Origin of the sequence: Actinomadura bangladeshensis (genome assembly GCF_004348335.1) — a bacterium.
In the GTDB taxonomy this organism is placed as follows: Bacteria; Actinomycetota; Actinomycetes; order Streptosporangiales; family Streptosporangiaceae; genus Spirillospora; species Spirillospora bangladeshensis.
The window spans coordinates 16,235-40,381 of record NZ_SMJW01000045.1; the positions used below are offsets into that span (position 1 = coordinate 16,235).

General features: G+C 72.9%; 21 protein-coding genes, 1 tRNA gene and 1 riboswitch. Of the genes, 17 read left to right on the top strand and 5 right to left on the bottom strand.

All coding sequences use genetic code 11. The features are described 5' to 3' along the window. Positions 1-11: 11 nt before the first annotated feature. Together E1284_RS11700 and E1284_RS11705 are read right to left on the bottom strand one after the other, a co-directional pair. Entirely contained in the window at positions 12-695 is a 684-nt protein-coding gene (locus E1284_RS11700) for a hypothetical protein (RefSeq protein ID WP_131939063.1), read from the bottom strand. Positions 696-702: 7 nt separating this feature from the next. Beyond that, a riboswitch (cyclic di-AMP (ydaO/yuaA leader) is annotated at positions 703-842 on the bottom strand. A 248-nt stretch (positions 843-1,090) separates the two neighbouring features. Then, the gene (locus tag E1284_RS11705; protein ID WP_131939064.1) at positions 1,091-1,753 is read right to left on the bottom strand and encodes a hypothetical protein; all 663 of its coding nucleotides are present in this window, start codon (positions 1,751-1,753) and stop codon (positions 1,091-1,093) included. Positions 1,754-1,952: 199 nt separating this feature from the next. Here E1284_RS11705 and E1284_RS11710 point away from each other — a divergent pair, with 199 nt between their 5' ends. Both E1284_RS11710 and E1284_RS42485 read left to right on the top strand, forming a co-directional pair. Beyond that, a complete protein-coding gene (locus E1284_RS11710) occupies positions 1,953-4,073 on the top strand; it encodes a sensor histidine kinase (RefSeq protein ID WP_131939065.1) in 2,121 nt (706 codons plus the stop codon). Further along, positions 4,070-4,717: a response regulator transcription factor gene (locus E1284_RS42485; protein WP_131939066.1), complete on the top strand. Its 648-nt coding sequence runs from the start codon at positions 4,070-4,072 to the stop codon at positions 4,715-4,717. The genes E1284_RS11710 and E1284_RS42485 overlap by 4 nt, the downstream gene beginning before the upstream one ends. A 9-nt stretch (positions 4,718-4,726) precedes the next feature. On the opposite strand, the gene E1284_RS11720 is transcribed toward E1284_RS42485, so the two are convergent. Continuing rightward, positions 4,727-5,386: a LuxR C-terminal-related transcriptional regulator gene (locus E1284_RS11720; protein ID WP_131939067.1), complete on the bottom strand. Its 660-nt coding sequence runs from the start codon at positions 5,384-5,386 to the stop codon at positions 4,727-4,729. Continuing rightward, on the bottom strand, positions 5,359-6,636 hold the full coding sequence (locus E1284_RS11725; RefSeq protein WP_131939068.1) for a sensor histidine kinase: 1,278 nt from the start codon (positions 6,634-6,636) through the stop codon (positions 5,359-5,361). The genes E1284_RS11720 and E1284_RS11725 overlap by 28 nt, the downstream gene beginning before the upstream one ends. Before the next feature lie 210 nt (positions 6,637-6,846). Here E1284_RS11725 and E1284_RS11730 point away from each other — a divergent pair, with 210 nt between their 5' ends. The 4 genes from E1284_RS11730 to E1284_RS11740 all read left to right on the top strand — a co-directional run bounded on the left by E1284_RS11730 (position 6,847) and on the right by E1284_RS11740 (position 11,745). Continuing rightward, complete coding sequence (locus E1284_RS11730) at positions 6,847-9,327, top strand: FtsX-like permease family protein (protein WP_131939069.1); 2,481 nt, start codon at positions 6,847-6,849, stop codon at positions 9,325-9,327. A 460-nt stretch (positions 9,328-9,787) separates the two neighbouring features. After that, a complete protein-coding gene (locus tag E1284_RS11735; protein ID WP_131939070.1) occupies positions 9,788-10,975 on the top strand; it encodes an acyl-CoA dehydrogenase family protein in 1,188 nt (395 codons plus the stop codon). Positions 10,976-11,055: 80 nt separating this feature from the next. Continuing rightward, a complete protein-coding gene (locus tag E1284_RS41370; RefSeq protein ID WP_165965219.1) occupies positions 11,056-11,199 on the top strand; it encodes a hypothetical protein in 144 nt (47 codons plus the stop codon). A gap of 264 nt (positions 11,200-11,463) precedes the next feature. Further along, positions 11,464-11,745 carry a hypothetical protein gene (locus E1284_RS11740; RefSeq protein WP_131939071.1) on the top strand — a complete coding sequence of 94 codons (282 nt, stop codon included), beginning with the start codon at positions 11,464-11,466 and terminating at the stop codon, positions 11,743-11,745. Positions 11,746-12,263: 518 nt separating this feature from the next. Here E1284_RS11740 and E1284_RS11745 read toward each other — a convergent pair. Continuing rightward, positions 12,264-12,335, bottom strand: a tRNA-Arg gene (locus tag E1284_RS11745). Between the two features lie 128 nt (positions 12,336-12,463). Here E1284_RS11745 and E1284_RS11750 point away from each other — a divergent pair. From E1284_RS11750 to E1284_RS11800, 11 genes are all read left to right on the top strand, one after another. Then, positions 12,464-12,826, top strand: a complete 363-nt coding sequence (locus E1284_RS11750; protein WP_131939080.1) for a response regulator transcription factor — start codon at positions 12,464-12,466, stop codon at positions 12,824-12,826. 21 nt (positions 12,827-12,847) lie between these two features. After that, the gene (locus E1284_RS11755) at positions 12,848-13,525 is read left to right on the top strand and encodes a DALR anticodon-binding domain-containing protein (protein ID WP_131939072.1); all 678 of its coding nucleotides are present in this window, start codon (positions 12,848-12,850) and stop codon (positions 13,523-13,525) included. Continuing rightward, positions 13,522-14,913 carry a diaminopimelate decarboxylase gene (gene lysA, locus E1284_RS11760; protein ID WP_131939073.1) on the top strand — a complete coding sequence of 464 codons (1,392 nt, stop codon included), beginning with the start codon at positions 13,522-13,524 and terminating at the stop codon, positions 14,911-14,913. Before E1284_RS11755 ends, lysA begins: the two co-directional genes overlap by 4 nt. Beyond that, positions 14,910-16,214 (top strand): homoserine dehydrogenase, encoded by a 1,305-nt coding sequence (locus E1284_RS11765; RefSeq protein ID WP_243714417.1) that lies wholly within the window; start codon positions 14,910-14,912, stop codon positions 16,212-16,214. Before lysA ends, E1284_RS11765 begins: the two co-directional genes overlap by 4 nt. An 88-nt stretch (positions 16,215-16,302) precedes the next feature. Beyond that, positions 16,303-17,370 carry a threonine synthase gene (thrC, locus tag E1284_RS11770; protein WP_131939074.1) on the top strand — a complete coding sequence of 356 codons (1,068 nt, stop codon included), beginning with the start codon at positions 16,303-16,305 and terminating at the stop codon, positions 17,368-17,370. Positions 17,371-17,372: 2 nt separating this feature from the next. Continuing rightward, positions 17,373-18,314, top strand: a complete 942-nt coding sequence (gene thrB, locus E1284_RS11775) for a homoserine kinase (RefSeq protein WP_131939075.1) — start codon at positions 17,373-17,375, stop codon at positions 18,312-18,314. A gap of 456 nt (positions 18,315-18,770) precedes the next feature. Further along, positions 18,771-20,861 (top strand): transcription termination factor Rho, encoded by a 2,091-nt coding sequence (gene rho, locus E1284_RS11780; protein WP_131939076.1) that lies wholly within the window; start codon positions 18,771-18,773, stop codon positions 20,859-20,861. A gap of 182 nt (positions 20,862-21,043) precedes the next feature. Further along, positions 21,044-22,426: a sensor histidine kinase gene (locus E1284_RS11785; RefSeq protein ID WP_243714418.1), complete on the top strand. Its 1,383-nt coding sequence runs from the start codon at positions 21,044-21,046 to the stop codon at positions 22,424-22,426. Positions 22,427-22,458: 32 nt separating this feature from the next. Further along, positions 22,459-23,112: a response regulator transcription factor gene (locus E1284_RS11790; protein WP_131939077.1), complete on the top strand. Its 654-nt coding sequence runs from the start codon at positions 22,459-22,461 to the stop codon at positions 23,110-23,112. Between the two features lie 176 nt (positions 23,113-23,288). Then, the gene (gene rpmE / locus E1284_RS11795; RefSeq protein WP_131939078.1) at positions 23,289-23,507 is read left to right on the top strand and encodes a 50S ribosomal protein L31; all 219 of its coding nucleotides are present in this window, start codon (positions 23,289-23,291) and stop codon (positions 23,505-23,507) included. Positions 23,508-23,633: 126 nt separating this feature from the next. After that, the coding region (locus E1284_RS11800; protein ID WP_131939079.1) for a PCRF domain-containing protein at positions 23,634-24,147 on the top strand (514 nt) is incomplete at its 3' end.

Consider the following 24,147-nt stretch of genomic DNA (forward strand, 5'->3'; position numbering starts at 1 on the left):
CGGGATCGCCCTCAGGCGTCGCTGAGCTTCACGGGCCGGTACGCCTTGTACTCGCTGCCGGACGACAGGCCGTAGTCCCGCGTCCGGTAGTCGGTGCCGTAGCGGCCGCGCTGCTCGTAGGCCCAGTACGACGTGTGCCGGCTGTTGGCCCACTTCTCGAAGATGACGACGTGCCTCGTCGTGTTGGTGCCCTGGGCGTCCATGACGAGGTCGCCCTTCTTGAGCTCGGACATCTTGATCCGCTTGGTGAACCGCGACGACGTCAGCCCGACCGTGTTCGGCCCCGGCTTCGGCAGCCCCAGCGTCATGGCGACGAAGCCGGAGCAGTCGGTCCGGTAGCCCTCGTGGTAGCCGGACTGGCTGTAGCGCACCCGCTCGTCGCTGTGCGGGTTCCAGGTCTTCGCCCGCGCGATGACCTGCGACCGCTCGTCCAGGCCCGTCTTACCAGACTTGTCGGAGCTGTCGGACTTGCTGGACTTGCTGGACGTGGTGGACTCGGTGGGGTCGGCCGCCCGCGGCTTCGGGACGCTGTGGACGGCGGCGGCCGACGTTCCGGTCTCCTCCGGCGACTTCGCCGCCTGGACGGTCGTGGCGGCCACGCCGACCACGGCGATACCGATCAGTGCGCCGTTGGCGCGGGAGCTCAGGCCGAACGGACCCGAGCGTTTGCCGTGCTTGCCTTGCTTGCCTTTCAAGGGGGGCTCCTTCTTCCATTGGCCGCCTACCGGGTTAGCTGACGGGTTCGGACGTGGAAGTCGCCCTACGGCCTGGGATCGGCCGATTCACCCCAGTGAGGGTGGGTCCCCGGCTCCGCGCTTCGGCGGACTCGGCGGTTGCCGCTGCGAGTGAGAGCGGCGTTGCTGTTGTCAGGCCCTGGGGAAGGGCACGGGCGGACGCGATCGTCGCGCGCCGCCGGACGGCACGTGGAGCGTGCCGCCGCCACCGGCTCCGAGCCGGGTGGAACAAGAACGCCTGGGAAGCGCCTTGGCGGGGGCCAAGCTACTCACATCACCAAGAGAAGGCAAACCCCCGTAAAATCAAACTCCCAGCTCAGACGCCCTGCCGGCGGCCCCTCCCGTCCCGTCGGCCCTTACTGGGAAGGCCCTGCGGAGCCCTGCTCGGCGGGCGCCGGGGAGGGCAGGACGATGCGGGGGGTGAGGGCGAGGCGCAGGCCGAGGACGCCGTAGGAGAGGCCGAGCCAGGCCGTGCCCGGGAGGGTGCCGCCGTCGTCGCCGATGACGGCCTGCCCGATGCCCGCGACCGGCAGCCACAGCCCGCAGAGCAGGAACTGCCGGCGCAGCAGGCCGCGGTAGCGGCCGACCCTGGCGACGGCGATGCCGAGGACCAGCATGCCGAGCATCGACAGCGGCCAGCACAGGTCGAACGGGATCACCCAGCCCGGGGTGTCGCCGTCGTAGGCGACCGCCAGCGGGCACCAGATGAGCGCCGGACCGAACAGGACCATCTCCACGATCGCGATGTAGCGGCCCTTGCCCCCACCGGTGGCGTTCGTGGACAGGACGAGCGCGACGAGGCACAGGACGCCGAGCAGGAACGCCATGCTGCCCCAGATCTCGACCGGGACGATCTCGTCCTGGATCTCGTTCCCGGCGATGAGCAGGCCGGTGATCCAGGCGGCGGTGCCGGCGACGACGGCGGCGCCGGTGAGGCGGGTCCGGAGCAGGAGCCCGCCCGGCGCGGCACCGGACGGCTCGTCCGGATAGACGGAACTGGGCCGGACGTGTACGGTCATCTGTCTTCTCCCTGCGACTGGGCGGCGCCGGAACGCGCCGCCATGACCTCGACGCTCCGTCCCCGATGTCCCGGGCGCCCAGTGACGGCGGCGGCGGGTGCGCCCCGAACCGCGCCTCATCCGCCGGTGACCGGTGTCCCCGGCCGGCAGGGACGCCGCTCCCGGGTGGCCGGGACGCCAGGCGCACCATGCTGGCCGGGTGAGGAGCGCCCTTCCGGCGCCTCGGGCCGAGCGGCTCCTGAGGGCGTCCGCCGTCGTGATCGCCGTGCTGTGCGTCGCGGCGACCGTCGCGACGGTCTGGCTGGACGTCCTGCTGGCGGGCGGGGACCGGCCCCCGGATCCGCTCGACTGGGCGCACTGGGGCTCGGCGGGCTCCGGGCTGCCGCTGGCGGTCGCCGGCGGCGTCCTGGCGACGCGGCTGCCGCGGCACCCGCTGACATGGCTGCTGCTGGCGGGCGGGTCGATCGCCGTCGTGGACGGGATCACCGCGGCGTACGCGTCGCTGTCGGTGCTGGAGCACGGCGGCGGGCTGCCGCTGACGGCGTTCACCGTGTACGCGGGCGCCCGGTTCGGCCCGATGATCAACATGATCGTGCCGCTGACGCTGATGTTCTTCCCGGACGGGCGGCTGCCGTCGAGGCGCTGGCGCGGGCCCGTGGCGGTCGCGATCAGCGCGCAGGCGATCGGGGTCGTGGCGCTGCTGATGGTGCCGTGGCGGGTGTTCTCGAACGGCGAGCCGCTCACGCCGGCCCTGCGGGACGTCCCGCTGGACCCGCTGACGCCGCCGCTGCCCGACGCGCTCTGGCCGGTGTCGGGCCTGATGTTCTGGATCGGCTTCCTCACCTCCTTCGGGGTGTCGATCGCCGCGTTCACCGTGCGCTTCCGCCGGTCGGACGCGGTGCGCAAGGCGCAGCTGCGGTGGATGCTGCTGGCGCTCGCGGCCAACGTCGTCCTCATCGCCGCCGGGGCGCTGCTGACGGCGGTGACGCCGCCGTCGGTGAACTGGTGGATCGGCGACATCTCGCTCATCCTCATGCACGCGGCGCTCGCGGCCGCGGTGCTGGTCGCGGTCGCCCGGTACCGGCTGTACGACGTGGACCTCCTGCTCGGCTGGACGCTGCTGTACGCCGCCCTCGCGACCGCCGTGATCGGCATCGACGTGGCGGTGTTCGTCGGCGCCGGGACGTTCATCGACGAGCCGCTCGCCGCGGTGGCCGGCGCGGGCGTCGTCGCCGTCCTGTACGCGCCGCTGCGGCTGCGGCTCCAGCGGTGGGTGAACCGGGTGCTGACCGGGCGGCCCGAGCCCTACGACGTCGTGTCGGCGCTGGCGCGGCGGCTGGAGCGCTCGATGGGGCCGGACGAGATGCTGCTGGAGGTGGCGCGGGTGGTGGCGCAGTCGTTCCGGTCCCCGTACGTGCGGGTGGAGCTGGACCGCGCCGACGGCCGGACGGTCACGGTGGAGCACGGGACGGCGCGCGACGACGTCGTCGTCCTGCCGTTCGGGTACCGGGGCGCGGCGATCGGGCGGCTGGCGCTCGTCCCGCGCAGCGGGGCGCGGCTGCCGGCCGCCGACCAGCGGCTCCTCGCCGACGTCGTCCGGCAGGCGGCCGCGGCGGCGCGCGCGACGGCGCTGACCGAGGAGTTGCAGCGCAGCCGGGAGCAGCTCGTGACGGGGATCGCCGAGGAGCGGCGGCGGCTGCGCCGCGACCTGCACGACGGGCTGGGGCCGTCGCTCGCGGCGGCCGCGCTGAAGATCGAGGCGGCCCGCAACCTCGCCCCGCGCGACGCCGGCGCCGCCGACGCGACGCTGCGCTCGGTGCGCGGCGACCTGTCGGACGTGCTGTCGGACGTCCGCCGCCTCGTGCACGACCTGCGTCCCCCGTCGCTGGACCAGTTCGGCCTGGTCGGGGCGGTGGAGCAGCTCACCGAGCGGTTCCAGGGCCGGACGCTGCGGGTGCGGCTGCGCTGCGCGGGCGACCTGCCGCCGCTGCCCGCCGCGGCCGAGGAGGCGGCGTACCGGATCGTGGCGGAGGCGCTGGCGAACGTGTCCCGGCACGCCGCGGCGGCGCACTGCGAGGTCCGGCTGCACGTCGCGCAGGACGCGCTGGAGGTGGAGGTCACCGACGACGGCCGGGGCGTGCCGCCGGGCGCCCTCGTCGGGGTCGGGCTGGTCGGCATGCGGGAGCGGGCCGAGGAGCTCGGCGGACGCTGCACCGTCTCCGCGCGTCCGGGCGGCGGCACCCGCGTCCGCGCCGTCCTGCCGTTCGGGCCGAGCCCGGACGAGCGGGCCCGGCCGTCGCTCACCGGGAGCGCGTCGTGACCCCGCGCGTGCTCCTCGCCGACGACCACCCCGTCTACCGGGACGGGCTGCGCCTGATGCTGGACTCCACCGGCGAGGTCGAGGTCGTCGGAACCGCGCCGGACGGCGCGGCCGCCGTCGAGACCGCGGCCCGCCTGCGCCCGGACGTCGTCGTGATGGACCTGCAGATGCCCCGCCTCGGCGGCGTGGAGGCGACCCGCCGCATCCTCGCGGCCCGCCCCGAGACCGGCGTCCTCGTGCTGACCATGCACGAGGACGACGAGAGCGTCTTCGCCGCGATGCTCGCCGGCGCCCGCGGCTACCTGCTGAAGGGCGCCGACCAGAACGAGATCCTGCGCGCGGTGTCGGCGGTCGCCGCCGGCGAGGTCATCTTCGGCCCCGCCCTGGCCGGCCGCGTCTGCGCCTACTTCGCGCGGATCGCCGTCGCCCGCCCCGCCGACGCGCCCTTCCCGCAGCTCACCGCCCGCGAGCGCGACGTCCTTGAGCTGATCGCCCTCGGCCTGTCGAACCCGGCGATCGCCGAACGCCTCGGCCTCTCCCCGAAGACCGTCCGCAACAACGTCTCGAACATCTTCGCCAAACTCCAGGTCGCCGACCGCGCCGAAGCGATGGCCCAGGCCCGCGACGCCGGCCTCGGCCCCTGACCCGCGGGTTCAGCGGCGCAGGTAGGCGAGCACCGCCAGCACCCGGCGGTGGCCGTCCTCGGTGGCGGGGAGGTCCAGCTTGGCGAGGATGTTCCCGATGTGCTTGGCCACCGCCGCCTCGCTCACCGTCAGCGCCCGCGCGATGCCCGCGTTGGCGCGTCCCTCCGCCATCAGCGCCAGCACCTCCCGCTCGCGTCCGGTCAACCGGGCCAGCGGGTCGCGGCGGCGGCGCAGCAGGGTGGAGACGACCTCCGGGTCGACGACCGTGCCGCCGGCGGCCACCTGCTCCAGCGCGCCGCGGAACTCCTCGATGTCGCCGACCCGGTCCTTCAGCAGGTAGCCGACGCCCCGGCCGCCGACCGAGTCGAACAGCTCGGCCGCGTAGGTGTGCTGGACGTACTGGCTGAGCACCAGCACCGCCAGCCCGGGACGGGACGACCGCAGCCGCACGGCGGCGCGCAGGCCCTCGTCGGAGAAGCCGGGCGGCATCCGGACGTCGGTCAGCACCAGGTCGGGCTCGTGCTCGGTCACCGCCGCGACCAGGCCGTCCGCGTCGCCGACGGCGGCCGCCACCTCGTGGCCGAACCTGGCGAGCAGGCCGGCCAGCCCCTCCCGCAGCAGGACGCCGTCCTCGGCGACGACTACGCGGAGCGGTCGATCGGGCCGCACGGCACCTCCAGCCGGACGAGGGTGGGCCCGCCCGGCGGGCTGGACAGGTCGAGCGTGCCGCCGACGACGGAGATCCGGTCGGCCAGGCCCGCCAGCCCGCTGCCGGGCGCGGCCGCCGCGCCGCCGATCCCGTCGTCGCCCACCTCCACCGTCACCCGGTCGCCGGAGCGCTCGGCCGTGACCCAGGCGCCGGTCGCGGAGCTGTGCTTGGCCACGTTCGCCAGCGCCTCGCTGACCGCGAAGTACAGTGCGCTCTCCACCGGGTCGGGGAGGCGTCCGGGCAGATCGAGGTCCGCCTTGACAGGGACGGGGGAGCGGCCGGCCAGCTCGTCGACGGCGGCGGGCAGCCCCCGGTCGGTGAGCAGCTTGGGGTGGATGCCGCGGATCAGCTCGCGCAGCTCGTCCAGGGCGAGCCGCGCCTCGGTGTGGGCCTTGGCGACCAGCTCGCCGGTCTCCGGCCCCTCGGTCGTGCGGGCGAGGCCGAGGGTCATGGTCAGCGCGACCAGGCGCTGCTGGGCGCCGTCGTGCAGGTCGCGCTCGATCCGGCGGCGCTCCGCCTCGAAGGCGTCCACGAGCCGCGCCCGCGACCGGGTCAGCTCGTCCACCCGCGCGGTCAGCTCGGGCTCGCGCGGGGCGGCCAGCAGCAGCCGGGTGAGCGCGGCGCGCACCGCCGCGACCACCGCCACCAGGTACGCGCCGGCCGCCAGGGAGACGACCCCGATCGGCAGGACCGCCCACGTCTGCCAGGTGCCGGTGAGCGTCCACGTCTTGAGCAGCCGCACCTCGCCGCCGGCGGCCATGAACGGGGCGGCCAGCAGCGCCGCCGGGATCGCCAGCCCCGCGACCAGCGCCGCGAGCTCCAGCGGCCACAGCACGGTCGCCGACAGCACCGCGAACGCCAGGTCCCGCCAGGTGGCCTGCTCCCGGTAGCGGGTCCGCAGCCAGGGCCACAGGCCGGGGCGTTCGGGATCCCGGTGCGGATCGGCCGCGCGCTCCCGGTCGACCAGCCGCAGCCGCCGCCGCTCCAGCGCCGCGACCGGCAGCCCGCAGAGCCCCAGGCCCAGCAGCAGCGGGATGCCCACGACGAAGACCGCCGATGCGATCCCCAGGGTCAGCGCCACGCTCAGCAGGATCAGCTCCAGCACACCGGCCAGTACTCCGGTGATCAGGTACGCCGCCGCCCGCCACGGCACGCCGGTGACCAGGAACCCCCGGTCGGTCAGCGCCTGCCAGGCGGTGCGTGATCGCATGGCATGACCGTACTCGTCCGGCCAGCCGCGTCCCATGACGGCAGGACCACCTTCGGGGTAGTGCCAGTGCTACCCCGAAGACTCGAACCGGTGCCAGTGCGCCCACCGATACCGGACGGGTTGGCTGGCGGGCATGAACAGTGCGAGGACGAACGACGAGGCGGCGCCTGATACTGCGGCGGCCCGGATGACCCACCCGGAATCGGCGCCGTGCTGAGGCTCGCCCTGCTGACCGTCCGCGCCCGCTGGGCCGCGTTCGCGGGCACGTTCATCGCCCTCACCTTGGGCGTCGGCCTGATGGCCACCATGGGGCTGGCCTTGGCGGCGGCGTTCCAGACGACGCCCGCGGCCGATGGGGGAGCCGTCCGGTACGGGGCTGCGCCCGCCGTGGTCCGGGCTTCCGGCAGCCTGCACGTCCAGGTCGGGGACAGGACCAAGAGCCGCGAACTCCGAGCGCCGCGCGGCCTGGATCCGGCGGTCGCGGCGAGGATCACCGCGCTCGGCGGCGCCGTCGAGGACCGCGTCTTCTACGCCCAGCCGACGACCGCCGCCGCGCCCCGGGTCACCATCGGCCGGCCGTGGTCGGTGGCGCCTTTCGCGCCGTACCGGCTGGTCGCGGGCCGGGCCCCCGTCGCGCCCGGCGAAGTGGCCCTGCCCGGCGAGGTGGCCCTGCCCGGCGGCGGGCCCCGTCCGGGCGCGGCGGTCACCGTCCGCACGGCCGGGGGCCCGGCGACGTACCGGGTGGTGGGGGTGGTCGACCCGGGCGAGGCCGAACCGGCGGTCCTGTTCGCCGACGCCGCGGCCGCCCGGCTCTCCCCGCGCGTCGACGCCGTGATCAGCCGTGCCCCGGTGGCCGAGCTGCGCGCGGCGGCCGGCGACGGCGCCGTGGTGCTCACCGGCGACCGGGCCCGGACGGCCGGGACCACCGGCACCGGCACCATGGCCGGAACCAAGATCATGCTGGGCACGGCGGGCGGGATCTGCGGGTTCGTCGCCGTCTTCGTCGTCGCGTCCACCTTCGCCCTCGCGGTCGCCCAGCGGCACCGGGAACTGGCGCTGCTGCGCGCGGTCGGCGCCACGTCCCGCCAGGTCCGGCGGATGCTGTTCGCCGAGGCGTTCGCGGTCGGGACGATCGCCGCCGCGCTCGGCTGCGTCCTCGGGCGGGTCTGCGCCCCCGCGCTCGGCGCCTGGCTGGTCGACCAGCGGCTCGCGCCCCCGTCCTACACCGTGCCGACAGCTGTATGGCCGCTGGCCGCGGCCTTCGCGTCCGGCCTCGCGGTCGCGCTGCTCGGGGTCTGGGCGGCGTCCCGGCGGGCCGGCCGGATCCGCCCGGTCGAGGCGCTGCGGGACGCGGCCGCGGAGACCCGCCTCATGACGACCGGCCGCTGGCTGGCGGGCGCCGGCTGCACCGTCGCGGGCCTGTGGACGGCGGCCTCGGCCCTCGGCGACCCCGGCACCGCGACCGGCCGCAAGCAGTACATCCCGGTCACGATGCTGCTGATCGCCGGTGCCGCGCTGCTCGCCCCGGTCGTCGTCCCGCCGCTGGCCCGGCTGGTCGCCTGGCCGCTCGGCCGGCTGCCCGGCGCCGCGGCGATGATCGTCCGGGCGAACGCGCTGACCGCCGCCCGCCGGACCGCCGCCACCGCCGCGCCGGTGCTCGTCACCGTGGGCCTGGCCCTCTCCCTGCTCGGCGCCGGCGCCACCGTCGACGGCGCCCGCCGCGCCGAACTGCGCGACCAGCACCGGGCCGACTTCGTCGTGGCCCCCGCCGGGACGCCGGGCCTCACCCGCGCCGTCGTCGACCGGGTCGCCGCGATCCCCGGTGCGGACACCGTCGTCCGGACGCCGACCGCCCTCTACGCCCTGGAGGACGGCGACGCCCTGGTGGAATACCGGGCGCAGGCCGCGACACCGCAAGCCCTGCTCCGGGTCGCCGACCTGCCCGTCGTCGCGGGCGACCCGGCCCGGCTCGCCGACGACTCGATCATCGTCTCGCGCGAATGGAACCGCAGACCCGGCGACCGGATCGACGTGTGGCTCGCCGACGGGACGAGGACGTCCCTGCTGGTCGCCGCGGTGCTCAAGACCGGCACCGGCGACAACGGCGTGTTCGTCACCCCGCGCAACGCCGGCCCCGGCATGCCGCAGACGATCGACGTGAAACTACGCCCCGGCACCGCCCGCGCCACCGCACTCGCCGCCCTGCACAGGGCGACCGACCACCTTGGCGCGCGGCCCGTCCCGACCTCCGACTGGATCGCCGCGGCCTCATCCGAGAGCGGACGGCAGAGCCGGCTCGGCATGCTCGTCGTCCTCGGCGTCGCGCTGCTCTACTGCGGCATCGCGATCGCCGACACGCTGCTGATGGCGACCGCCGACCGGGCCCGCGACCACGCCGTCCTGCGCCTGTCCGGGGCGACCCGCGGGCAGGTGCTCGGCGTGGTCGCGGCCGAGTCACTGCTGGTCGTCGCCGTCGGGACACTGCTCGCCGTGCTGGTGTCCGCGCTGAGCATGGCCGGGGTGGTGGCCGGGCTTCTGAGCCTGTCCGGACGGCTCACGGTGGTCGTGCCGTGGTCGCCGGTCGGCGCGGTGATCGCCGCATGCGCGGCCATCTCGCTGCTGGCCTCGGTGCTGCCGGCACGGGCGGCCATGCGGGTGCCGGCCGTCGAGGCACTCGGCACCCGCGAATGAGACCCGTGTGCGCTCAGGCGAAGGTCACCTGGGCGGTGGCGTGGCGTTCCTCTCGGTGGGTGGCGACGTGCAGGCCGGCCTCGGGGCCGTAGGGGGTGTCGCGGATCGCCAGGTGCTCGCCCGCGAACACCGGCCGACGCAGCCGGTAGGAACGGTCGTCTGGTCAAGTGACGTGGGGTGCCGGCCCTTGGTGCGTCCCGACCGGTAGACGATGTCCTGCTCTTCGACGGCCCACATGCGCTGCGTCCGGCAGGTCGAGCACCGCCGACAGAGCCGCGACGGGACCGGCGATCGTGACGGGCCCGGGGCCCAGGAGTTGACGTACGAGGAGCGGGGGCGGCGAGGAGGCCGTGTTCTGTCCTTGGAGTCCTGTGCGCTCCCATCATCGGAGGTCGTCCGTGATGGGATTGCACCGGCCTCCGCGACCATGGACGCCGCCACTTCGGAAGGAGGGCCGAGCATGAGCGTCATCGACATGCTTGCTGAGGACGAGCAGTTCGTCGTCCGCACCGTCCACGACTTCGTCGACAAGGACGTGAAGCCCGTGGCCCGAGACCTCGAGCACGCCGACGCCTACCCCGGGGCTTTGATCGAGAAGATGAAGGAACTCGGCATCTTCGGCCTCGCCGTCCCCGAGGAGTACGGCGGCAACCCCGTCTCCATGCCCTGCTACGTCCTGGTCACCGAGGAATTGGCGCGCGGCTGGATGAGCCTGGCCGGGGCGATGGGCGGCCACACGGTCGTCGCGAAACTGCTGCTCCACTTCGGCACGGACGAACAGAAACAGCGCTACCTGCCCCGCATGGCGACGGGCGAGATCCGCGCCACCATGGCCCTCACCGAACCCGGCGGCGGCTCGGATCTCCAGGCCATGCGAACCACCGCCCGCAGGACCGCGGACGGCTATGTGGTCAACGGCGCGAAAACCTGGATCACCAATTCGCGCCATTCCAAGTTGATCGCCCTGCTCTGCAGAACAGACCCCGACGCGACCCCCGCCCACAAGGGAATGTCGATCCTCCTGATCGAACACGGCCCCGGCCTGACGGTCTCCCGCGACCTGCCGAAACTCGGCTACAAGGGCGTGGAGAGCTGCGAACTGTCCTTCGACGACCACCGCGCCCCACCGGACGCCGTACTCGGCGGCGCCGAGGGCAGCGGCTTCGCGCAGATGATGAAGGGCCTGGAGACCGGCCGCCTTCAGGTGGCCGCCCGCGCCCTCGGCGTCGGCCGGGCCGCGTTCGAGGACGCCCTCGCCTACGCGCAGGAACGCGAGTCCTTCGGCAAGCCGATCTGGCAGCACCAGTCGATCGGCAACTACCTCGCCGACATGGCGACGTCCCTGACCGCCGCCCGCCAGCTCACCCTCTACGCGGCCCGGAACGCGGAGGCCGGCCGCCGGGTGGACATGGAGGCGGGAATGGCGAAACTCTTCGCCTCCGAGACGGCCATGCAGATCGCGCTCAACGCCGTCCGCATCCACGGCGGCTACGGCTACTCGACGGAATTCGACGTCGAACGCTACTTCCGCGACGCCCCTCTGATGATCGTCGGCGAGGGCACCAACGAGATCCAGCGCAACGTCATCGCGAGCCAACTGATCAAACGAGGCGGCCTCGAAACTGAAGGAGATGTGCCTAGGCGATGACCAGAACACGAGTCCCTGAACGCCCTCTGCCTGTGCGCCTGTTCTTCTACCTCTTAGGTGGGGTCCTGTGGTGCCTGCTCATGCGCGCGCTGCTCACGCCCGACGCGTCATGGACGACGGCCGGCCTCTTCGGATCGGCCTTCGCCGCCCTTTACGGCGTGATCTTCGAGGCCTGGTACAGGCGAAGGCTCTTCCAGCAGGAACTCGAAGACGAATACGAGTAGAGCCCTCGCTCAGACGACGCGCGGAGTACGGCGGTGAGGAGTACGCCGTACCGCCCTCCTGTGGGCGGACGGTGAGTCCGTTCGCCTCTTCGGGCTGGGGGAGGGCACAGCTGACACCTGGGCATACGAGTGCCTGACCCTCCAGTGCGGAGACCGCCCGCAGCCATCCGCCTAGCCCACAAGCGTGCTCGTCCCCTACAACAACCGGGCCGTCGGCTCGATGAACAATCGCCGAGGCATCTCCACCTTCGCCATACTGGCGCCATGGACACGTACGAAGGTGCGGCCCGGCTCGAGTGGTGGGCGAACGAGGACACCTGCCTGTGCTCCGTCAACGTCCGCGTCGCCATTGTCAGCGACGACTCTGGATGGCGGGTCTCCGCGACCTTCACCTCTCCGCTGACCGGCGAAGAGCGGGAAGGCTGGAGGTTCCTCCTGGCGCTATCGCCCTACTGGACCCTGCGCTTCCACGATGACGAGGACGCATCGATAGACGTGCGAGTCGAGGAACCGACCGAGGGAGAACTGACCCTGTCCGCCGCGTGAACGAACCGTAGACCGCGCCTGCTTCGCAATTCTCGGGGCTGGGCCGCAGTGCGATCGCCTCCTGAGGGCGTGCCCCTTAAACGTCTACGCCGCCGAACCGCCAAAACCATCCTGAGAACGAGACCGATACCAACTGGTCCAATCTCACCCCAGCCATCGCCGACCAAGCAGGCAGCCTGATCGTGATCGCCCTGGTCGCCATGGTCGGCGGAACCATACTGATCTGCACCGCGCACGACAGCGCCGCATAGGCAGCCTCCCCGACCCCGCGCCGGCTTCGGCCGTGCGCAGTAGTGCTCCGAACGCAACAAAGTGAGGTATGGCCAGCAGGCTGATGAGTGGCTTTGACGACGACGGCCAGAGCAGCGGCGCGACCCGATGACCGCGGCAGTCGCCCTCCGAGGCGGAACCAGGATGCCCGACCCGGCCGTCCGACGAGGCACACGCCTGCACACACAACAAACCCCGGTGCCTGGCTACGTGCCTGGTCAGCCGGGGTTTTTCGAGATCATTTGAGGTGCCCCCTGCAGGATTCGAACCTGCGCACACGGCTCCGGAGGCCGTTGCTCTATCCCCTGAGCTAAGGGGGCCCTGCGCCCTCGGAGGGGCGCGGTAGAAGGTTAGCAGGGTTGGCGGGGTGACGCGCACCTGGCTTTTCGCCGTGCGTGCGGGGGGCGGAGTGGGCTAACTTCGAGCCGTGACCGAGCCACTGGGACGCGTGCTGGTCGTCGATGATGACGAGGTGATCCGCCAGCTCATCGCCGTGAACCTGCAACTGGAGGGGTTCGAGGTGGAGACCGCGGTGGACGGTCAGGACTGCCTGGAGAAGGTGGGCGAGGTCCGGCCCGACGTCATCACGCTGGACGTGATGATGCCCCGGCTGGACGGGTGGGTGACCGCGGTGCGGCTGCGGGAGGATCCCGGGACGGCGCACATCCGGGTCGTGATGATCACCGCGCGGGCGCAGGAGCACGATGTGCGGCGGGGGCACGAGATCGGGGTCGACGCCTACGTGACCAAGCCGTTCGACCCGAACCAGCTGATCCAGACGGTGCGGAAACTCGCTGCCGTGTCCAGATAGTGGTCAGATAGTCTCACCAGGGTGACTCCAGTCGGCGATGCCCTCGTGCGGGCGGTGCGGGATGCCGTGGCCGAAGGGGAGATCGACGTCGCGGTGCCGGAGAGCGTGGTCGTCTTCGGGCGCGGGCGGGGGGTCTTCGAGAGTCCGGTGGCGCTGCGGCTCGGGGTCGAGCCCGCGGTGATCGCGCGGCGGGTCGGCGGCGTCGTCGCGGGGGCCGGGTTCGTCCGGGTCGTGCTCGGGGCCGGGGAGCTGGTCGAGCAGATCCTGCGTGATCCCCGTTACGGGGTCGCGCGGGTGCCGGAGAAGGCGTGGGACGAGTGGCCTCGGACGTTCGACAACCCCGGGTTCTCGGTGCGTTACGCCTATGCGCGGGCCTGCTGGGTGGGGCGGTGGGCGCGTGAGCTCGGGCTCGGGGACGGGCCCCTCGGGGCCGGCGAGCTGGAGTCCGAGCTCGTCTGGGCCATGGGGGACGTGCCGGGGCGGGCCGAGCAGGCCGAGCGGGAGCGGGATGCAAGGCCGCTGATGTTTTGTTTGGAGAGGGTGGCCGGGGCGTACCACGACGTCCATGAGCGCTGTCCGGCCGTCCCGAAGGGCGATGAGGAGCCCGTGCCGGGACGGGTCGGGCTGGCGCGGGCGGTGCGGGTCGTCCTCGGCAACGGGCTGAACGTGATCGGTGAAACCCCTAGAGAGCGGATATGAGTCGAGTACACCCTGCTGGGCCGCGGCATGCCGATGTGCTGCCGGAGGACCACCCCGCCGGGCCGGCGGAGGATCTGAACGCCCTGGAGCCCGCCGTGTGGCCGCGCGGCGCTCGGCGGGAGGACGGCGTCCTGACCGTCGGCGGCGTCGATGTGCGTGATCTGGCCAAGGAGTACGGCACGCCTCTGTACGTCTACGACGAGGAGGACGTCCGGAGCCGGGCCAGGGAGTACGCGGCGGCGTTCCATGACGGGGACGTCCACTACGCGGGCAAGGCGTTCCTGTGTACGGCCGTCGCCAAGTGGCTCAAGGAAGAGGGTCTCGGGCTCGACGTGTGCAGCGGGGGTGAGCTCGCTGTTGCCCTGGCGGCGGATTTCCCTACCGAACGCATCACCCTGCACGGGAGCAACAAGGCCCCCTGGGAGATCGAGCAGGCCCTTGAGGCCGGGGTCGGACGGATCGTCCTCGATTCGTTCGAGGAGATCGCGCGGGTGGCCTACACCGCCCAGGAGATGGGCGTCCGGGCCAAGGTGATGGTGCGCGTGACCACGGGTGTGGAGGCGCACACCCACGAGTTCATCGCCACTGCGCACGATGACCAGAAGTTCGGGTTCTCGCGCAGTTCCGGGGCCGCGCTGGAGGCGGTGCGCAGGGTCCTGGAGCTGAAGCAGCTGGAGCTGGTGGGGCTGCACTCCCATATCGGGTCGCAGATCTTCGAGGTGGACGGCTTCGAGGTCGCCGCGCACCGGCTGGCCGAGCTGCTGGTGGCCATCCGGGACGAGCACGGCGTCGAGCTTCCCGAGCTCGACCTGGGCGGCGGCTACGGGATCGCCTACGTGCCGGGCGAGGAGCCGCACGACCCCAAGTCCATCGCGGACGGCCTCAGGGACATCGTGGCCCGCGAGTGCAGGGCCTACGGCCTGGCGATGCCGCGGCTGACCGTGGAGCCCGGACGGGCGATCATCGGGCCGGGCGGCGTCACGCTGTACGAGGTCGGGACGGTCAAGGACGTCGAGGGCCTGCGCACCTACGTCTCCGTGGACGGCGGCATGAGCGACAACCTGCGCACGGCGCTGTACGGCGCCGAGTACACCGGCGTGCTCGCGAGCAGGTCGTCCGATGCTCCGCCCATGCTCAGTAGGCTTGTCGGCAAGCACTGCGAAAGCGGCGACATTGTGGTGCGGGACCTGTGGTTCCCCGAAGATCTTGCGGCGGGGGACCTGGTGGCGGTGGCGGCGACCGGTGCGTACTGTCGGTCGATGGCCAGCAACTACAACTTCGTCCCGAAGCCGGCCGTGGTGGCGGTGAGGAACGGCAGGTCGCGCGTGATCGTCCGGCGGGAGAGCGCGGCGGACCTGCTGCGGCTCGATGCGGAGGTCGAAGCGTGAAACCCGGACTGCGCGTGGCGCTGCTCGGATGCGGCGTGGTCGGCACGGAGGTCGTCCGGCTGCTGATCGGGCAGGCGGACGACCTGGCCGCGCGCGTCGGCGCCCCGCTGGAGCTCGCCGGGATCGCGGTCCGCAGGCCGGACCGGGTGCGCGCGGGCGTCCCGGCGGAGCTGCTGACGACGGACGCGCAGGCGCTGGTGACCAGGGACGACGTCGACATCGTCATCGAGGTGATCGGCGGTATCGAGCCGGCCCGCACGCTGATGCTGGAGGCGATGAAGTCCGGCAAGTCGGTCATCACGGCGAACAAGGCGCTGCTGGCCGAGGACGGCGCGACGCTGTTCGCGGCCGCCCGGGAGTACGGCGCCGACCTGTACTACGAGGCGTCCGTCGCGGGGGCCATCCCGCTGCTGCGCCCCCTGCGCGACTCGCTGGTCGGCGACCACGTGCACCGGGTGCTCGGCATCGTGAACGGCACCACGAACTACATCCTCGACCAGATGGACACCTACGGCGCCGGTTTCAACGACGCGCTGGAAGAGGCGCAGGCGCTCGGCTACGCGGAGGCCGATCCGACGGCCGACGTGGAGGGTTTCGACGCGGCGGCCAAGGCGGCGATCCTGGCGCAACTCGCCTTCCACACGCCGGTCACGGCCGCGGACGTCCACCGGGAGGGCATCACCGAGGTGAGCGCCGCCGACGTGGCGGGCGCCAAGGGCATGGACTGCGTCGTCAAGCTCCTGGCCATCTGCGAGCGGATTCCCTCGCAGGACGGACGGAACGGCCGCGGCGTGTCCGTTCGCGTGTATCCGGCGATGATTCCCAGGTCGCACCCACTGGCGAGCGTCCGCGAGGCGTACAACGCCGTGTTCGTGGAGGCGGAGTCCGCCGGCTCGCTCATGTTCTACGGCGCGGGTGCCGGTGGTGCTCCGACGGCGTCCGCGATCCTCGGCGACCTGGTCGCGGTGGCGCGGAACGTGGCCGGCGGTACACCGGGCCCGGTCGAGGTCACGTACGCGAAGCTTCCCGTCCTGCCCATGGGGGAGACGGTCACGCGCTACTACATCCAGGTCGATGTGACGGACGAGGCCGGTGTCCTCGCCACGGTCGCGGAGGAGTTCGCCAGGCACGGCGTGTCCATACAGGCCGTCCGGCAGGTCGGGCTGGGCGAGGAGGCGCAACTCGTCGTCGTCACGCACCGGGCGCCCGACGCGGCCCTCACGGCGACCGTGGAGGGCCTGCGCGGGCTGGAGATCGTCCGGGCGGTGACGAGCGTGATGCGCGTCGAGGGCGACGAGTAGCCGCACGCAAGGCCCACCGAGGAGCGGGACGGCCCAGGCCGCCCCGGTAGACTCCGGGCAACATCCCAGGTCATTCCAGGAGACCGACGTGAACCCGAACGCCCGCGCGTGGCGCGGCCTCATCGAGGAGTACCGCGACCGGCTTCCGGTGACGGACAGGACACCGGTCGTCACGCTGCTCGAGGGCGGTACCCCGCTGCTGCCCGCCCGCCGCGTGTCCCAGCTGACCGGCTGCGAGGTGTTCCTCAAGGTCGAGGGCGCCAACCCGACCGGTTCGTTCAAGGACCGCGGCATGACGATGGCGATCAGCAAGGCCGCCGAGGACGGCGCCAAGGCGGTGATCTGCGCGTCCACCGGCAACACCTCCGCGTCCGCCGCCGCCTACGCGGTGCGGGCCGGGATGACCTGCGCGGTGCTCGTCCCCAACGGCAAGATCGCGATGGGCAAGCTGGCGCAGGCGCTCGTGCACGGCGCGCGGCTGCTCCAGGTGGACGGCAACTTCGACGACTGCCTGGAACTGGCCCGAAAGCTGTCGGTCGACTACCCGGTGGCGCTGGTCAACTCCGTCAACAAGTACCGGCTGCAGGGGCAGAAGACGGCCGCGTTCGAGATCGTGGACGCGCTCGGCGACGCCCCCGACGTCCACTGCCTGCCCGTCGGCAACGCCGGCAACATCTCCGCGTACTGGATGGGCTACAAGGAGTACGCCGCCGACGAGGAGGCGTCGAAGACCCCGCGCATGCTGGGCTTCCAGGCCAGCGGCGCCGCGCCGTTCGTGAAGGGCGAGCCCGTCCTGAAGCCGCAGACGATCGCGACCGCGATCCGGATCGGCAACCCCGCCTCCTGGGACCTGGCCGTCGCGGCGCGGGACGAGTCCGGCGGCGCGATCGACTCCGTCACCGACCGGCAGATCCTCGCGGCCTACCGCCTCCTCGCCCGCGAGGAGGGCGTCTTCGTGGAGCCCGCCTCCGCGGCGAGCGTCGCCGGCCTGCTGCAGGCGAGCGAGCAGGGCGCCGTCCGGCGCGGCTCGCGGGTCGTGTGCACGGTGACCGGCAACGGCCTCAAGGACCCCGACTGGGCGATCTCCGGCGCGCCGGCGCCGACCACCATCAAGGTGGACGCGCACTCCGCCGCCTCCGAACTCGGCCTGACCTGAGCGTGGACTGGACCGAAGGCCCGGTGCTGGTGCGGACGCCCGCGACCAGCGCCAACCTGGGCCCTGGCTTCGACTCGCTCGGCCTCGCGCTGTCCCTGTACGACGACGTCGAGGTCGAGCTGACCGGCGGCGCGGTGTCCATCGAGGTGGACGGCGAAGGCGCCGAGGTCGCCGACCGGGGCGAGCGGCACCTGATCGTCAAGGTGCTGCGCCGCACCTTCGACGTCCTCGATGGCCTGGCCGGATCCGGCCCCGCGCGGCCGCCGGGGATCCGGCTGCGCTGCCGCAACCGGATCCCGCACAGCCGCGGCCTCGGCTCGTCGTCGGCGGCGATCGTCGCCGGGATCGTCGCGGCCCGCGCGCTGCACCCCGCCGGGAAGCTCTTCGACGACGACGCCGCACTGCGCCTGGCGACCGGGATCGAGGGGCATCCCGACAACGTCGCGCCGTGCCTGGCCGGCGGCCTGACCGTCGCCTGGACGGCGCCGGGCGGTGCGCGGCTCGTCCGGCTGGAGTCGCAGGTCGTGCAGGTCACCGCGCTGGTCCCCGAGCAGCGGCTGGCGACCGAGCGGGCCCGCAGCGTGCTGCCCGCGACCGTCCCGCACGGCGACGCCGCCGCCAACGCCGGACGCGCCGCGCTGCTCATCGCGGCGCTCACCGGGGGCCTTGCCGAGGACGTCCTGCTTGACGCGACCGAGGACCGCCTCCACCAGGACTACCGCGCGCCCGCCATGCCCGATTCCGCCGCGCTGGTCAAGACGCTGCGGGACGCGGGCGTCCCGGCGGTGATTTCCGGGGCCGGACCGACCGTCCTGGCCTTCACAAACGCATCACGAGTTGATTCAGTAGTCCCCGAAGTGGGTAAAGGGTGGCACATACACCCGTTGGACGTCGCGACCCGCGGCGCACGCGTCATGACCGGAGAACCCGAGGTCCGGGCTTGATCGCGGCACCGTGGGCGGGGCCCGCGCGGTGCATCGACCGGTGCCGGTTCCGGCCCGGTCCCGCTAGGTAAAATGCGAAGACATCGACCTCTGGGGAATAGCAGTGTGCCCTGGTGATGTTAGGCTGAATGCCGCACCAGATGCCCCGTTCGGGGCAGCGTGCTCGTCAGCCGCGCGTCGCCTGTTCGACCCTCCGGTCGTGTCGGTCCCGCGTACTAGGCTCCCCGACACCGTGACATCCCGTTGTCAGGCATACCAGCGCAACAACTTCGGACGTGGCGGTACCGGGGACACGCACGAGCGGAACGTCCCGTCCACCATCTGGCTGTGCCCAGAACACGCAGATCCCGGTTCCATCGTGATCAGCGGAGCCCGTCCCGGCGCCCCCGCCGGGCCGCACCACCGGGTCGACTGGCCGAACGCCGGCCAACGCCCGCTCCCTGGGAAGGACCCTTAGTGAGCGAATCCAGCGAACTCCTTACGGACGCACCCAGCACGGGACCCGCCGACGCCGCCCAGGCCGGCGCGGAGCCCGCCACCCCCCGGCGCCGCCGGTCGGGCACCGGCCTGTCGGCCATGGTGCTGCCCGAGCTCAAGGCGCTCGCGTCCAGCCTCGGCATCACCGGCGTGACCGGGATGCGCAAGAGCCAGCTCATCGCCGCCATCCAGGAGAAGCAGGGCGGCGGCCAGGAGCAGGGCTCGGCCGGGGGCGAGCAGGGAGCCGCTGCCCCGGCGAAGACCGAGCGCCCCCGGCGGACCCGCACCGCGGCCGCCAAGCGCGAGGCCGCCGACGACCAGGCCGCCACCGCCGACGCCGCGCCCGCCGCCGAGCAGGCCCCGAAGCAGGCCCCGAAGCAGGCCGAGGCCCCGGCCGACAAGGCCGACGCGCAGGCCGACACCGCGGACAAGGGCGCCGAGAAGGCGGAGCGGACCGACAGGCCGGAGAAGGCCGAGCGGACGGACCGGCAGGGCGGCCGTCAGCGCGGCGACAGGCAGGACCGGGGGGCCGGCGAGGGACGCGGCGAGCGGCACGGCCGCGACCAGGGCCGTGAGCAGGGCCGTGACCAGGGCCGCGACCACCAGAACGCCGAGGACGGCGAGTCCCAGGGCGGCCGCGACGGCGGACGCGACCAGGGCCAGGGCCGCGACGGCGGCGGGCGCCAGCGGCAGCGCGGCGGCCGCGAGCGCGGCGAGGGCCGCGACCGGGGCGACCGCGGTGACCGGAACGACCGGAACGACCGGAGCGACCGCGGCGACCAGGGCGGCGGCCGTCAGCGCGGCCAGAGCCAGGGCGGCGGCGGCCAGCACGACGATGACGACGGCGGCGGCCGGGGCCGGCGCGGGCGCCGGTTCCGCGAGCGCAACCGGGGCCGCGGCCGCGAGCGCTACGAGGAGCCGGTGATCGCCGAGGACGACGTCCTCATCCCGGTGGCGGGCATCCTCGACATCCTCGACAACTACGCCTTCGTCCGGACGACCGGCTACCTGCCCGGCCCGAACGATGTGTACGTCTCGCTGGCGCAGGTCCGCAAGAACGGCCTCCGCAAGGGCGACGTCATCACCGGTGCCGTCCGGCAGGCGCGCGAGGGCGAGCGGCGCGAGAAGTTCAACGCGCTGGTCCGCCTCGACACCGTCAACGGGATGGAGCCGGAGCAGGCCAAGGGCCGCGTCGACTTCACCAAGCTGACCCCGCTGTACCCGCAGGAGCGGCTGCGGCTGGAGACCGACCCCGGCGTCCTGACCACGCGGATCATCGACCTCGTGTCGCCGATCGGCAAGGGCCAGCGCGGGCTGATCGTGTCGCCGCCGAAGGCCGGCAAGACCATGGTGCTCCAGGCGATCGCGAACGCGATCACCAAGAACAACCCGGAGTGCCACCTGATGGTCGTCCTGGTGGACGAGCGTCCGGAAGAGGTCACCGACATGCAGCGGACGGTGAAGGGCGAGGTCATCCACTCGACCTTCGACCGTCCCGCCGAGGACCACACCACGGTCGCCGAGCTGGCGATCGAGCGCGCCAAGCGGCTCGTCGAGCTGGGCCACGACGTCGTCGTGCTGCTCGACTCGATCACCCGCCTGGGCCGGGCCTACAACCTGGCGGCGCCGGCGTCCGGCCGCATCCTGTCCGGTGGTGTCGACTCGACCGCGCTGTACCCGCCGAAGCGGTTCTTCGGCGCGGCGCGCAACATCGAGAACGGCGGCTCGCTGACGATCCTCGCCACCGCGCTGGTGGAGACCGGGTCCCGCATGGACGAGGTCATCTTCGAGGAGTTCAAGGGCACCGGCAACATGGAGCTGAAGCTCAACCGGAGCCTCGCCGACAAGCGGATCTTCCCGGCGGTGGACGTCGACCAGTCGTCCACCCGCAAGGAGGAGATCCTCATGGCTCCGGAGGAGCTGCGGGTCGTCTGGCAGCTGCGCCGGGTGCTGCACGCGCTCGACACGCAGCAGGCGCTGGAGCTCCTCATCGAGAAGATGAAGGAGACCAAGTCCAACGCCGAGTTCCTGCTCCAGGTGCAGAAGACCACGGTCTCCGACGACCGCTGAGGGCTGCACCGACGCACGTGAGAGACCCCCGTCCGGGGCCACCGGGCGGGGGTCTCCCGCGTCCGGGCGCGGTCATGGTGGGGTTAGCCCCACCTCGGATCCGGCGGTCCGCGCCATGGTCGGCCCACCCCCTGCCCGGCAGTCTGGGGATCGTAGGTTGGGAACGGGGCACGGAGGACGATGTGGGCGAGCTGACCAGAGATTCCGGCGGCGGCGGCGCCGTGGGATGGGCCGCGACGCGGTGGGCCGCGGCGACGCGCGGCGGCGGGGACGCCCCGTCCGTCCTGAACGGGTCCTGGCACCCGGTGGCGATGGCGCGGTCGTCGGTGACCTGGCGTTCCGCGGTCTTCCTGACCGCGAGCCTGGCGTTCGGGCTGGGCTGGTTCGTCGTGCTCGCCGTGGGCCTGACGCTGTCCCTCGGGCTGCTGATCATCTGGGTCGGCGTGCCGCTGCTGGCGCTGCTGATGATCGCGTGGCGGTTCGGGGCGATGCTGGAGCGGCGGCTCGTCCGGGCCGGGTTCGGCGTCCGCGTCCCGGACCCGTACCGGCGGATGCCGGCGGGCCGCAGCCCGCTGACCAAGCTCAAGGCCATGGTGGTCGACCCGGCCACCTGGAAGGACCTCGGCTACCTCGCCGTCCTGTTCCCGGTGACGCTGGCCGAGTTCGTCGTCTCGGCGGCGGTGTGGGGCGCGACCGCCATGACGCTGTTCTTCCCGGTCGTCGTGGCGGCGAGCGGAGGCGCCGAGATCAACCTCGGGTTCGTCTCGTACTGGGCCGGCAACCCGCTGGAGGCCGTCGTGGCGATGCCGCTCGGGCTGGTGTTCCTCGCCCTCGCGATGTACGTGACGCGGGCGATGGCGATCGGCCACACGGTGTTCGCGGCGCTGCTGCTCGGCCCGAGCCCCGCGCAGGCCGAGAACGTCGAGCTGCGCCGGCGCACCGAGCACCTGCGGGCCAGCCGCGCCCGCGGCGTGGACGCCGCCGAGTTCGAGCGGCGCCGCATCGAGCGCGACCTGCACGACGGGGCGCAGCAGCGGCTGCTGGCCGTGGCGATGGACATCGGACGCGCCCGCGCCAAGCTCGACGAGGACCCCGAGGGCGCGCGGGCGCTGATCGAGCAGGCGCACGCGGGCACCAAGGAGGCCATCTCCGAGCTGCGCGACCTGGCCCGCGGGATCTACCCGGCGATCCTCACCGACCGCGGCCTGGACCCGGCGCTGTCGGGCCTCGCCGGACGGGCCCCGGTCCCCGTCGAGGTGAACGTCGACCTGCCGGAGCGTCCCCCGGCGGCGGTGGAGAGCATCGCCTACTTCATCGTGGCCGAGTCGCTGGCGAACGTCGCGAAGTACGCCCGCGCGACCCAGGTGTCGGTCCGGGTGGCCCGCGAGGACCGCTGGGTCGTCGTCGAGGTGATCGACAACGGTGCGGGCGGCGCGGTGGCCCGCCCCGGGGGCGGCCTGGCCGGCCTCGCCGACCGGGCCGCGACGATCGACGGGATGCTGATCGTGGACAGCCCGCCCGGCGGCCCCACCATCATCCGCGCGGACCTGCCCTGCACCTGGTGAGCCGAGCGCCCCGCCCGCCACATAATGGGTGGATGCGGGTTGTGATCGCCGAGGACTCGGTGCTGCTCCGGGAAGGGCTCGTCCGGCTGCTCGACGACGCCGGGATCGACACGGTGGCGACCGTGGGGGACGGGCCGGGCCTGCTCGGCATCGTCGAGGAGCACGCCCCCGACCTCGCGATCGTCGACGTCCGGATGCCGCCGTCCTTCACCGACGAGGGCCTGCGCGCCGCGCTGGCGGTCCGCGAGCGCAGGCCGGGCACGCCGATCCTCGTCCTGTCGCAGTACGTGGAGGAGCGCTACGCGACGGACCTGATCGGCGGCGGTGCCGAGGGCGTCGGCTACCTGCTGAAGGAGCGGGTGGCCGACGTCGCCGAGTTCATCGACGCGGTCCGCCGCATCGCCGCCGGCGGGACGGTCATCGACCCCGAGGTGATCGGCCAGCTGCTCGGCCGCCGCCGCACCGGCGACCCGCTGGAGTCGCTGACGCCGCGCGAGCGCGAGGTGCTCGGGCTGATGGCGCAGGGGCGCTCCAACGGCGCGATCGCCGCCGACCTCGTCGTCACCGAGGGCGCCGTGGAGAAGCACATCTCCAACATCTTCATGAAGCTGGACCTGCAGCCCGCGCAGGGCGGGCACCGCAGGGTGATGGCGGTCCTGGCCTACCTGGGGCGCACCGGCGGATGACCCCGCCCGGGCCGCCGTCCAAGATCGGGAATGACCGGTGACCTCGCCACGTTCAGGTATCTGGCACACTTGAGGTGCAACCGCTGCGGTACCGGTTCACGCTTCCCACATCTCCCATGGGCCTTCCCGTGGGGTGCGCGGAGGCGCCCGGCGACCGCCTGAGGCGAGGAGAACCCATGAAGCCCGACATTCACCCGAACTACGTCGTCACGACCGTGACGTGCACGTGCGGCAACACCTTCGAGACCCGCAGCACCGCCGAGAACGGCGAGATCCGCGCGGACGTCTGCTCGAACTGCCACCCGTTCTACACGGGCAAGCAGAAGATCCTCGACACCGGTGGCCGGGTGGCGCGCTTCGAGCAGCGCTTCGGCAAGAAGAAGGCCGGCAAGTAGGGCGAGCGCCGCACACATACCAGGAACGGCCCGGGGGCACCTGAGGTCCCCGGGCCTTTCGAAGCCGGAAACCGGAGACCGCCGCCGCCTCCGGGCCGGGACGGCCGGAACGGGTCAGGACACAGCGTGAATCTCGACGAACTGATCAGTGAGTACGCGGGCATCGAGGAACGGCTCGCCGACCCGTCCGTCCATGGCGACCAGGCCCTGGCCCGCAAGCTCGGCAAGCGCTACGCCGAGCTGCGGCCCATCGTCGAGACGCAGCGCGAGCTGGCGTCCACCCAGGACGACCTCGCCGCGGCCCGCGAGCTGGCCGCGGAGGACGCCGCGTTCGCCGCCGAGGCCGACGACCTCGACCGGCGCCGCGAGCAGCTGGAGGAGCGGCTCCGCCGCCTGCTGGTCCCGCGCGACCCGAGCGACTCCAAGGACGTCATCCTCCAGGTGAAGGCCGGCGAGGGCGGCGAGGAGTCGGCGCTGTTCGCCGGCGACCTGCTGCGCATGTACCTGCGGTACGCCGAGCGCATCGGCTGGAAGACCGAGATCATCGACTCGCACCCGTCCGACCTCGGCGGGTACAAGGACGTCACGGTCGCGGTGAAGGCCAAGGGCAACGCGGACCGGGGGGTGGCGGGGCGTAGCC